Below are 11,732 nucleotides of genomic sequence, written 5' to 3'. Positions count from 1 at the left end.
AATCTAAATTAATGATAATTTAGGCCTTACTAATCAAGAATATTAGTACTGTGCCGATATGATTAGCATTAGAAAAAAATGAATATAACTTCTCTTGTCTCCGGTCTTAGTTACACTGAGATCAAAAAATGACCCGATTAAGGTATTAACCCATGTTTAACGCTTTTAATACTATCAAAGCTCGTATTCTACTAGGCTATGCAGCTATTTTATTCATGACTCTAGTGGCGGCGGTTTTACTCAATAACAGCAACCAAACCGTAAAACAAGAAGTTGGCGGGTTTGTCGATGGCACATTACCTGCGCTTAACAGCATTACACGGGTACAAAGTCTTGCCAAAGAACTGGTATTAATGGGTTATTCTTTATACGGTACAACCATCGACGTTACAGAGTTTAACCAGAATAAAGTTCAACTAGAAAAAAGTCTTAACGAGCAGTATCAACAATTAAATACCGTAACATCTACCCAATTAATGCCGCAAATTGACGCGCTTAACGCGGCGTTATCGGCACTTGAAAACACCATGAGTAAATCATCGGTAGATTGGGACAATGCCCGCAATCATTTAGGTACATTAAATGATAGTGCTAACGATCTAAAAGATCGTCTAGACATTCTCGCCGAAGAAATTTCGACTCAAGCCAACCAAAATGCAATGAACATTCAAAGCGAACTTGGCTACAATACTATGCTCATTTTTGTATTAGTTGGACTCATGTTGGTTGTTGCTGTTGGGGCCTACTTAGCAGCACAAAAACAAATAGCCACTCCTATACAGCAACTGTCAAACGACCTCACCCGCATTGCGCAAAATCGTAATTTAAAAGCCAAACTGTCTGATGAATGCATTGTTGAAATTAGTAATGTGGCCACCAGTGTTAATGGCTTAATTAACGTATTCCGTTTAGGAATGAATGAAGTACATGACGCCATCGCCAGTATTAGCCAAACCGTTGCCCAGTTAAGTAACACAACAGGTAAATCATCAGCCTCTGTGGATGAGCTTCAACACACTATTGTGAGTTTAGTAGATGTGATGTCGCAACTTGAGCAGCAAATGGAGCAAAGTGTCGAACATTCACAAAGTGCATCAGATTCTGCTCAACAGGGTGCGCAGAGCATGGTTGAAGGGCAAAAAGAAGTTAAACAAACAGCTGACAGCATTAGCGTATTAGCTCAAGACATTGAAACGACTGCCAGCATGCTACTCACACTGCAAAATTCAGGAAAACAAGTGGCTACCGTGGTAAAAACCATTGCCGATATCGCCTCACAAACTAATTTATTGTCATTGAACGCAGCTATTGAAGCGGCTAGAGCCGGTGAAACAGGAAGAGGTTTTGCGGTAGTTGCAGATGAGGTTAGAACGTTAGCCTTACGCACACATAATTCAACTGTAGAAATAAATAAAATGCTCGCTAATATCGTTGATTCAATTCAATCTGCGGTCGACAATATGGCATCCAACCAACAAAAAGCACAACACTCAGTATCATTAGCAAATCAGTTAGTAGTAACACTTGAACAGAGCCGCCAACTTATTTTGTCTCTTGCCACAGTAAGCCAAGAATCAGCCATGCTAGCACAAGCATCACAGCAGCAGGCTCATACCGTTAAGCTTAAAGTACAAGACTTTACGCTATTAGGTGAATCTGTATCTGAGGGGAATCATCAAATTAGCGAGGCAGGTAATAAGTTGAGTAATTTAGCCGATAAGCTAACCGACACAGTCGATCAGTTTGAACGCTAAAAATGGTAATTGAATAGATTATCTCGGTGGTTTTTGTTTTAACCAAATCCAAAAGCCGCTGAGAGATACCATTAGTAATGCTAGCGCGAATAAGTCCCACAGCCAAACCGTTAATGATCCAAATAAGCGACCACTATGCAGATCTAGCATTACGCGTTGCCAATGTAAGTTAGCGCTGCGCGCAAGATTAACAACCTCTTTATCCACAAATTTACTTTCACTCAGCCAAACAGGTACTGTTAACGGCGCAATAGCTTGCCAATCGATGAGTTGCTCATCTGCTTGAAATACACCATTTTCAGTATTTAACCACACCCGGCCATCAACAATCGCTAGCGCTAACAAACCAGACGGAAGTCCAGTGCTGGCATTTTGAGTTTCTTGTAACTGACCAAGATCATTAAATAAATACAGTTGCTGTGCATCTATGGCCACCAGCATGTTACCGACATAGCTGGCACTAATTAAGGTCGCATTGGACTCTAAAATCATATGTTGGTTTTGCCACAATAGATTATCGGTAATATATAATGCAGTAGGTGCAACACCAAACTGAGCAACATGAGAAGGAGGAGCAATACCATAATAATCAAGCAACCACGACTGGGTAACCGGTGCTTGGTCTAAACCAAAATCATCACTGTGATTTATCGCTACGCCAGTCAGCACTAACAATAAGATAAATAACGCACTCGCTAATCCTAAGCGACGGTGCCAAGGACGAAGGGCTCGCAAAATCTTAAGTCTAAAACGGTTACGTCGAGATGTTTTTGTCACACTAACCTGCTTGAAATGATCCGCTAGAATTGAAACGTGGTTTATTGCACCACATGCGCATGAAGTAACAATGCAATGCGCGATAACTTAGTTAACGCTCTTACTGATAATGTTGCACCAGTAATCCCGTCTATATGCTTATCAAGCTGATGTTGGTCATCTAACTTGGCCAGCTTAAATTGGTCTGTAAAAAAATCATGACGAACCTCGTCACCGCGACTTTCACGATAAATTAGCACTTTAGTCCGCATAATTTGATGGTCTTTAATATGAATAGCCACCGTAATCGGCGATTCCTTGCCTATTTCGTCCATTATCCAAACGGTTTCATCATTGTGTAGCCAGTAACGCATACGCATTTTATTAAAACGATGGGCTAAAATAGCTTCTACGGCTTGTTTGAGATCATCATCTAACCACAACACTTTAGACTCGCCAGCATTGCCATTAAATGCTTGGCTAATAAAGGCGTCATTTGACTGATACTGTGTTGCTACAGCGCTAAATGCCGAAAAATAAACAGCTAACCCCATCATAAATAACATCAAATATGATCGTAATATTGCCTGCATATCAATCCTTAGCCAAGAACAAAAATAAGGGTGCCGACAATATACACTGTTGGCACCCAAAATTTTACCGATAATCTGTTTCATCGATGCGTGCTTTTACTGAATGCTCAGCAATTAGAACTGGTAACCAACACCTAGGTTGAAACCGTCTGAATCTGCAGCGCCACCAATGTTTTCGTAATCAGCTTTAAACACTACGTTTTCGTGTAACCAGTAGTTAACACCCACGTTGGTTTGTTTTTTCTTAGTATCGGCACTATCACCCGCATTGTTGTCCCACTCGTTATAACGAGCAAACACACCAAACTGTTCATTAATGCGGTAAGAAGGCTCAATATAGAAACCATTTTGCTTATCGCGACCTAATGCTTCAGCTTCTTTACCATCAATATCCCACTGGGCGAATAATGCCTTAACAGTGAAATTTTCAATGCTGTAAATAGCGTGTGCTGTTAACAATGTAGCAGAAGCGCTATCAACACCAGCAGTCCCCTGAGTTAAGTCAGACTGATACTGAACCGTGGCAGCTAATTCTAAACCCGGTACTGCAGTATATTTTACGCGGCCGGTATAAGCTAAATCTTCGCCTTTCGCTTCAGATACTTTTTGACGACCGTTACGGATTTTATAGCCTGAGCTTTCGTCCAAATACAAACCAGAAGTCACTGCAGTGTCAAAAGCTAAACCTGGAGCGGCTTTAATATTAAGGTTTAAACCACCTTCCCACCATGTCGCAGGAATAATATCTTTTTCTACCGGGTTACGCTCAACACCGTAAAATACCGTTGGTTCGTGAGTTTCGTTGATAATACCTACTGGCATTAAGAATAAACCTGCTTTAGCGGTAAGCATCTCATTAAAATCGTGCTCGATATAAGCTTGCTCTAGCTCAACTTCGCCATTTTGACTCTCACCGGCAATTGAGTGCTCAACTTCTAGTTCAGAGAAAAAACGAGTGGTGCTGTTAAACTCATGACCCACAAACAATACAAAACGGTGAAAATCGAATTCTTTTTTGTCGGTACCGGTTTGGTTATTGCTAATATTGTTATAGTGTAATTCACCATAACCACCAATAGTGGTAGCCGACTTACTTGATGCGCTCGCTTCTACTACATCTGCAGTAGTTTCTACACGCTTTTCAGTTTGCTCAAGACGCTTTTCAAGATCTTTAAGCACTTTCTGCTGCTGCTCAATAATCTGACGTAGTTCAGTCGTTTCGTCAGAAGCCATAGCTTGATTGCTAGCCAAAAGACTAAATAGTGTTGCAGCAATTAACGTTTTTTTCATATCTCATCCCGATTAGACAATGTAAACAACTACTGTGTTGTGTAAACCAATGTAAATTTTCGTGAATTATACATAACGAACATGTTAATGCAAACCATTATCATTAAGTTTGTGATACGCATGTCACATTATTAACAATCACAAATAACAGTGAAATGTCACAACAGATACAAATATTGATAAAAAGAGTTAACACTGATGACGGGCCAGAATGATGTTATAAATTGGTAGAAACGGGGTTTTATTGAAATACAAATAGAGGTGCTAATCTGGTGCCGGAGTGAGTAAAAACCAACTTTTCGCGCCGACATTATCAGTTATAGATGAGTTAATATCTGCACAGAACATTAATCCAACTGAGTTCCATCGAGCAGGTAAAAATACAATACTATAATACTTTTAACAAAGATCTAAGTCTAACAAAACCTAACAGTTAGTTAAATACATTGCCTTTCTAACGAACTGCTATAACCTAACTAAAACCTCTTCGTTTTGTCATTTATTTGTCCTCGATAGCTGGCTGAGCGCTCAATTTTTGAGACGGCGCAATGACAGCTCTTCGCTTAAGCTACCAAACCGTTGAATTTGGTGACATAGATGTTCATCTATGCACCTTACGTAATAATCAAGAATTTTATGACCCTACAGGTGTTGCTGAAAAACTCGGAATATCCTCTGCAAGCTGGCCTATTTTTGGCATTGTATGGCCATCAAGCTTAGTGCTGGCAAACTATATGTTGGATTACAAAACCGAAGGTAAAAGAATTCTAGAAATAGGCTGTGGAATCGCATTATCAAGCTTACTCCTCAACGAAAAACATGCCGATATTACCGCAACCGACTATCACCCAGAAGTTGAGCAGTTCCTTAACCGAAATACAAAACTCAACAATGGTAAAAACATTGCTTTTGAGCAAGTAGATTGGGCCAATGACACCAGTAAGCTGGGACTTTTTGACGTCATCATTGGCAGCGATTTACTCTATGAAGATGAGCATGTGCAGTTATTGGCTTATTTTATTAAAAACCATGCCAGTAAAAAATGTGACGTCATCATTGTAGACCCCGGTAGAGGTAGAAAGAATAAACTCAGTGTAAAATTAGCTGAGTTCGGTTTCATCAGCAGCCATTTTAAACCAATACACACCGACTATTTAGCTCTACCCTTTAAAGGCTACATTCTGGTTTTTTCACGTGGTAATATCGTTACCTAATCAAGTATTATTGCCATTATCGAGTACGAGTAATCAGTGTGTTCAAATACTGCGATTCAGCAACGCTTGGTATAATTGCTACCGAATGCTTGTGGCGTTGTGTTTGACGGTTAGCAAAAGCATCACGTTAATCACTCGATCTAAAAACATCATCACAAGTCTGTAGGCATATTTGATTGTGCATCAACCACCAGCACCGTTTAACCTCGCTATAACGCAACAAAATACCTTTAATGCTGGATGGAATAAGCAATAATTACCGACTCAACCGCCAGAATAGACATTAACCACACCATACTAAGCCAACCATTTAATTATTTGTCAGGTTTTTAGGCTCAAAACAGGCTATGATCCCATTTTGTCGCCCCCTGGCTAATGCACTCAATTATTGAGGCATTACCCCAAGCCTATATTCAATTTCGATTAGGCTTATATGGCATCGTTATTAGATGCGCGATAACTCTTTTTACCCCTTTTATACTTTACATTAGGCAATACCATGGCTATCAGAATTAAACTTAAACCTGGCCGCGAACGTTCATTAGAGCGTCGCCACCCTTGGATATTTTCCAATGGAATTCACAACGTCAATGGCGGAAAACCGCAAGCTGGTGACACTGTTGAAGTAGTGGCGCACGACGGGCATTGGCTCGGACGCGGTGCCTGGTCGCCAGAATCTCAAATCCAAGTGCGGATATGGACTTTCGACAAAGACGAAACTATCGATGCCGACTTCTTCGCCCGACGCATAAAAAGAGCCCAAGCAGGACGTGATGATTTGATTCGCGAACAAGGTCTAACGGGTTATCGCTTAATCGCCGCTGAATCGGACGGTTTACCCGGTATTACCATAGACCGTTATGCCAACGTATTGGTTTGCCAACTGTTAAGCACTGGTGCTGAAAAATGGCGCGACACTATCGTTGAGCAACTGGTTCTTCAATATCCGGACTGCGCTGTCTATGAGCGCTCAGATGTCGACTCTAGAAAGAAAGAAGGCCTGACTCCGGTTGTAGGATTACTACACGGGGAGTTACCTGCTATGCCCGTCATCATCGAAGAAAACGGTATTAAGATTGCCGTCGATGTTGTTAAAGGTCATAAAACAGGTTTCTATCTGGATCAGCGTGACAACCGTGCTATGGCGGCTCGTTTCGTCAAAGGTAAGTCAGTACTTAACTGTTTCTGTTACACCGGTACTTTTGGCTTATATGCCGCCAAAGCAGGCGCTGCGAGTATTGAAAACGTCGATGTATCAACCTTAGCCCTACAAACTGCTCGCGATAATATGGCCATTAATAACCTTAATGATGACCATGTAAGCTATAACGAAGCTGACGTATTCAAATTACTACGCCAGTACCGAGATGAAGGTAAAACCTTTGATGTTATTGTTTTAGACCCGCCTAAGTTTGCCGACAATAAGTCGCAACTCGATGGCGCATGTCGCGGTTATAAAGACATCAATATGATTGCTATGCAATTACTTAATCCAGGTGGAATATTACTGACGTTCTCGTGTTCAGGCTTAATGCAGTCAGACCTATTCCAAAAAGTGGTTGCCGATGCCGCACTTGATGCTAAGCGTGAAGTGCAATTTATTGAACGCATGCACCAAGCCAGCGATCACCCAATTAGCAGCGCATTCCCTGAAGGTTATTACCTGAAAGGACTCGTCGCTCGTGTTTGGTAATAGCTAAGTTTGACCAAATCAAAAAGGGAACAGTATCTGTTCCCTTTTTGTTGGGTAAAATAGCTGTAAGCTCTACGAAGTCTTATGCCGATAATATCAGTCACGCAATCAAAACGCCTTTAAGTCAACATGAGTATTAGCCGCCTCACGATATCTTGATCGGTTTTATGTTGGAACACCCAACTTAAGGTTAACACCGTAATCATTTACATCATGGCTGTCTTGAGCTAAGAAAACAATCAGAACAATTAAACCAATAATTGGGATTAATAGTATTAATTGCCACCAGCCAGAGCGGCCAGTGTCATGTAACCTTCTAGCTGCAATACTAAGACTTGGAACTAATAGCGCAAGACTCACTATCGCTGAAATGGTATCTAAACCAAGTACAGCTAAGACAATATTCAGAATGTCGACCCGAAAAAAATCCATGATAAATATCACCATCGTTATATCTTCCTGTCAGCTTTATGCAATTAGACTTATTTTAGTGATATTGACCCCCTAAGTGCACACAACGTCATCTCACAAGTTCATTTAAACAAAATTGATCTAGTTGATTAACTACTGCGTAACTAATGCTGAACTCAAAATGGTACACACCTAAAAGGAAGATAAAATGTTAAAGAAAATATCTACGATACTGACTCTTGTAGTGGCTAGTTTAGCGTTCTCATCTGTTTCTTATGCCGAACATCATGGTATGAAAAAAGACATTGTTGATGTAGCGGTTGAAAATGGCTCGTTTACCACTCTCGTAGCTGCAGTTAAAGCGGCAGGACTTGTTGAAACGCTGAAAGGTGAAGGTCCATTTACGGTATTTGCACCAACAGATGATGCATTTGCAAAGTTGCCTGAAGGCACTGTAGAAATGCTACTAAAACCAGAGAACAAAGATAAGCTTGTCGCGGTATTAACTTATCATGTTGTAGCTGGCAAAGTGTTAGCTGCTGATGTAGTTAAGCTAGATAGCGCAACAACAGTTGAAGGACAAACAGTTACCATTGAAGTAAAAGACGGTAATGTGATGGTAAACAATGCAAAAGTTATCATGACAGATGTTAACGCTAGCAACGGTGTCATCCACGTGATTGACACAGTGCTACTACCTAACTAATTACTAAGCAATTACTAAGCAATTACTAAGCAATTAATCACTGTCGGGGGCATAGGATACATTCCATGCCCCCTATTCTGTTGTGCTGAACTATTTAAGCCAGCACACAATAGTAACCAATCAATGCTTTGATAATACCTTGCTTGTGACGTAGTTAACTGGCTGCCGATACAGCTTAATAGCCATATTTAAACAATCCTCAATAGCCTTCAACGACTCCAATAGTATCTTTAATTAGCTAAACCCCATTTAAAACTGGGGCGGCGATAATCTTCGTCGGGAATAAAATGCCCCTATCGAAATAGACAGATTTAACAACCAGACTATTAATGGTCAATTATCCCATTACGCTATAATATTATTTCACCCAATAAAAACGGCTTCCTAAGAAACCGTTTTTATTAAAATTAACAATTAAATCAAAATTTTATTCAACTGTAACTGACTTAGCTAAATTGCGTGGTTGGTCTACATCAGTACCTTTAATTAATGCCACATGATATGACAATAACTGTAATGGAATAGTGTAAATTAACGGTGCCATGAACTGATCACAATGTGGTACCTGGATAACTTTCATGGTGTCGTCTGATTCAAACTCAGCATCAACATCGGCAAACACATACATTAGTCCGCCACGAGCACGCACTTCTTCAACGTTCGATTTAAGCTTTTCGAGTAATTCATTGTTTGGCGCAACCACGATAACTGGCATATCGGCATCAATCAAAGCTAATGGACCGTGCTTTAACTCACCAGATGCGTAAGCTTCTGCGTGAATATATGAAATCTCTTTTAGCTTTAATGCCCCTTCCATCGCGATGGGGTATTGATCACCACGGCCTAAGAATAATGCATGTTGTTTGTCGGCAAAGTCTTCTGCTAATTCTGCAATTGCATCATTTAAGCCAAGCGCTTGTTCCACTTTAGCTGGCATTGATAACAAGCTTTGAGTAATAGCCGCTTCCATGTCGCTAGACATGCCATTATGACGGCCAATAACCGTTGTTAACATTAACAAGCCAGCTAGTTGAACGGTAAAGGCTTTAGTTGATGCAACACCAATTTCTACGCCAGCTTTCATCATGTAAGCCATGTCAGATTCACGTACTAACGATGAACCAGCTGAGTTACAAATAGTTAAGGTGGCTTTGTAGCCCATTTCTTTTGCTAGGCGCATTGCCGCTAAAGTATCAGCTGTTTCACCAGACTGTGAAATAGTCACTAACAAGCTATTTGGGAACAGGTGCGATTTGCGGTAGCGGAACTCAGATGCAATTTCGACATTACATGATACGCCAGCCCAATCTTCTAACCAGTAACGCGCGGCCATACCTGCATGATAACTGGTACCGCAGGCAATAATTTGCACGTGTTTAATGTCTTTTAAAAATTCAGCAGCATTTTCACCAAAAGCTGAATCTAAAACCTTACCCCCCGCAATACGACCTTCTAGAGTATGTGCAATGGCGGTTGGTTGCTCGTAAATCTCTTTCAGCATGTAGTGACGGTATTCACCTTTGTCACCGGCATCATGAGTCACTTCAGACTCTTTCATTTCGCGCTGAACTGCGTTGCCATTAACGTCAAAAATGTTAACTTCACGACGCGTAATTTCAGCAACGTCACCTTCTTCTAAAAAGGCAAATGAACGTGTTACAGGTAGTAATGCTAATTGATCTGAGGCAACAAAGTTTTCACCTAAGCCGTAACCAATCACTAATGGGCTTCCGCTACGGGCAACAACCATACGTTCGCTATCACGACGGTCGATAACAACTGTACCATAGGCACCTTCAAGCTGTTTTACTGTCGCTTGCACTGCCACTAATAATGTCGCTGCTGTCTTTAGTTCATGATGAACAAGGTGACAAATAACTTCGGTATCGGTGTCTGATGAAAATACATAACCTAAACCTTTTAACATCTGGCGCAATTTACCGTGATTTTCAATAATACCGTTATGAACAACGGCAATATCACCTTCAGATAAATGTGGGTGTGCATTGCGTTCGCTTGGCTCACCATGAGTTGCCCAACGAGTATGGGCAATACCGGTGCCGCCGCTTAACGGTGCGGCATCAAGTGCAGACGACAACTCTTGTACTTTACCAACGCGGCGAGTACGGCTTAACTCACCTTGATGGATAACAGCAATGCCAGCTGAGTCATAACCACGGTATTCTAGACGACGTAAGCCCTCTACTAAAATTTCTGCAACATCCCTTTGCGCCACTGCGCCTACGATTCCACACATGTTAGTTGTTTCCTTTACTGTTTCAATTTAATTTTGTTTACTTAGTGTATGGCGCGAGTATGACTCTGACGCCATGCGCTGAAATAGTTTTAACGGCTTCTTGGGTGATGTTGTCGTCGGTAACTAAGACATTAACCACATCCCAAGGTAATTCTAGATTAGGGATCCGCCGGCCAATTTTAGTCGACTCTAATAACACCACGACTTCACGAGACATTTCAGCCATCACTTTGCTTAAGCCGGTTAGTTCGTTAAATGTGGTGGTGCCACGATCGAGATCGATGCCGTCGGCACCGATAAAAAGTTGGTCAAAGTTATATGAACGTAATACTTGCTCTGCCACTTGGCCCTGAAAAGACTCTGAGTGAGGGTCCCAGGTGCCACCGGTCATCAATAATGTCGGCTCATTTTCAAGTTCATGAATGGCGTTTGCCAATTGCAATGAATTAGTCATCACCACCAAGCCGCGCTTGTCATTTAGCTGTTGCACAAGACCTGAAGTCGTACTGCCGCTGTCAATAATAATTCGGTTATGATCACGAATAAGCTCAGCGGCTTTAGCTGCAATAGCTTGCTTGTTTAAAGACAGTTTTTCATTGGTAATTTGAGTCATTTCTTGAGGTACAGGCACAGCCCCACCATAACGTCGTAACAATAGCCCATGAGTTTCAAGCATGGCTAAGTCTTTGCGAATAGTGACTTCTGAAGTGGCAAATAGATTTGCTAGCTCATCGACACTGACTTCGCCTTGTTCATTAACCAATTTAATAATCGAATGGCGACGTTGCTGGGTGTTACGTTTAGTCATTTAAATTAACTATCTTTCATATACATTTCGAAACGAAAGATATTTTAGCACCAAATGAAACTTTATCTAGATCTTATCGCTCAAAAATTGAAATAAAAGTACAAAAAAAGCCTCTGACATATGCAGTAATGCTATTCGGATAAGCATTACTGTTTATATTTAAGTGGATAACGGCTAGGTATATAGAGCACTGAGCGTGGATACGTTCGGTGCTTTCTTTTATCTGGAAGGATAAAGTGTTTTATATCGG

At 41.0% G+C, this 11,732-nt stretch carries 10 protein-coding genes; 4 read left to right on the top strand and 6 right to left on the bottom strand.

The window, feature by feature from the left end; all coding sequences use genetic code 11:
* The first annotated feature begins 152 nt into the window (after window positions 1–152).
* Window positions 153–1,754, top strand: coding sequence for a methyl-accepting chemotaxis protein (locus H5125_RS17945; RefSeq protein WP_101087334.1), 1,602 nt, complete (start codon window positions 153–155; stop codon window positions 1,752–1,754).
* 18 nt (window positions 1,755–1,772) lie between these two features.
* Here H5125_RS17945 and H5125_RS17940 read toward each other — a convergent pair whose 3' ends face one another.
* The 3 genes from H5125_RS17940 to H5125_RS17930 form a co-directional block, all read right to left on the bottom strand.
* Window positions 1,773–2,561, bottom strand: coding sequence for a PepSY-associated TM helix domain-containing protein (locus tag H5125_RS17940; RefSeq protein WP_242445162.1), 789 nt, complete (start codon window positions 2,559–2,561; stop codon window positions 1,773–1,775).
* A gap of 11 nt (window positions 2,562–2,572) precedes the next feature.
* On the bottom strand, window positions 2,573–3,103 hold the full coding sequence (locus H5125_RS17935) for an FMN-binding protein (protein ID WP_101087336.1): 531 nt from the start codon (window positions 3,101–3,103) through the stop codon (window positions 2,573–2,575).
* Between the two features lie 114 nt (window positions 3,104–3,217).
* Entirely contained in the window at window positions 3,218–4,393 is a 1,176-nt protein-coding gene (locus tag H5125_RS17930; protein WP_101087337.1) for a porin, read from the bottom strand.
* A gap of 548 nt (window positions 4,394–4,941) precedes the next feature.
* Between H5125_RS17930 and H5125_RS17925 the strand changes: the two genes are divergently transcribed.
* Together H5125_RS17925 and H5125_RS17920 are read left to right on the top strand one after the other, a co-directional pair.
* Window positions 4,942–5,607: a methyltransferase gene (locus H5125_RS17925; RefSeq protein WP_101087338.1), complete on the top strand. Its 666-nt coding sequence runs from the start codon at window positions 4,942–4,944 to the stop codon at window positions 5,605–5,607.
* A gap of 499 nt (window positions 5,608–6,106) precedes the next feature.
* The gene (locus H5125_RS17920) at window positions 6,107–7,300 is read left to right on the top strand and encodes a class I SAM-dependent rRNA methyltransferase (protein WP_101087339.1); all 1,194 of its coding nucleotides are present in this window, start codon (window positions 6,107–6,109) and stop codon (window positions 7,298–7,300) included.
* A gap of 165 nt (window positions 7,301–7,465) precedes the next feature.
* Here the strand turns inward: H5125_RS17920 and H5125_RS17915 are convergent, their stop codons facing one another.
* Window positions 7,466–7,747, bottom strand: coding sequence for a DUF805 domain-containing protein (locus tag H5125_RS17915; RefSeq protein WP_182744924.1), 282 nt, complete (start codon window positions 7,745–7,747; stop codon window positions 7,466–7,468).
* Between the two features lie 172 nt (window positions 7,748–7,919).
* On the opposite strand from H5125_RS17915, the gene H5125_RS17910 reads away from it, so the two are divergent.
* The gene (locus H5125_RS17910; RefSeq protein WP_101087341.1) at window positions 7,920–8,417 is read left to right on the top strand and encodes a fasciclin domain-containing protein; all 498 of its coding nucleotides are present in this window, start codon (window positions 7,920–7,922) and stop codon (window positions 8,415–8,417) included.
* A gap of 427 nt (window positions 8,418–8,844) precedes the next feature.
* Here H5125_RS17910 and glmS read toward each other — a convergent pair whose 3' ends face one another.
* Window positions 8,845–10,674 (bottom strand): glutamine--fructose-6-phosphate transaminase (isomerizing), encoded by a 1,830-nt coding sequence (gene glmS / locus H5125_RS17905; RefSeq protein ID WP_101087342.1) that lies wholly within the window; start codon window positions 10,672–10,674, stop codon window positions 8,845–8,847.
* Window positions 10,675–10,711: 37 nt separating this feature from the next.
* Entirely contained in the window at window positions 10,712–11,482 is a 771-nt protein-coding gene (locus tag H5125_RS17900; RefSeq protein WP_182744923.1) for a DeoR/GlpR family DNA-binding transcription regulator, read from the bottom strand.
* Between the last annotated feature and the right edge of the window lie 250 nt (window positions 11,483–11,732).

It is taken from the genome of Shewanella sp. SR44-4 (assembly GCF_014163715.1).
Lineage (GTDB): Bacteria > Pseudomonadota > Gammaproteobacteria > Enterobacterales > Shewanellaceae > Shewanella.
This window is presented reverse-complemented; position numbering and strand designations above follow the sequence as displayed.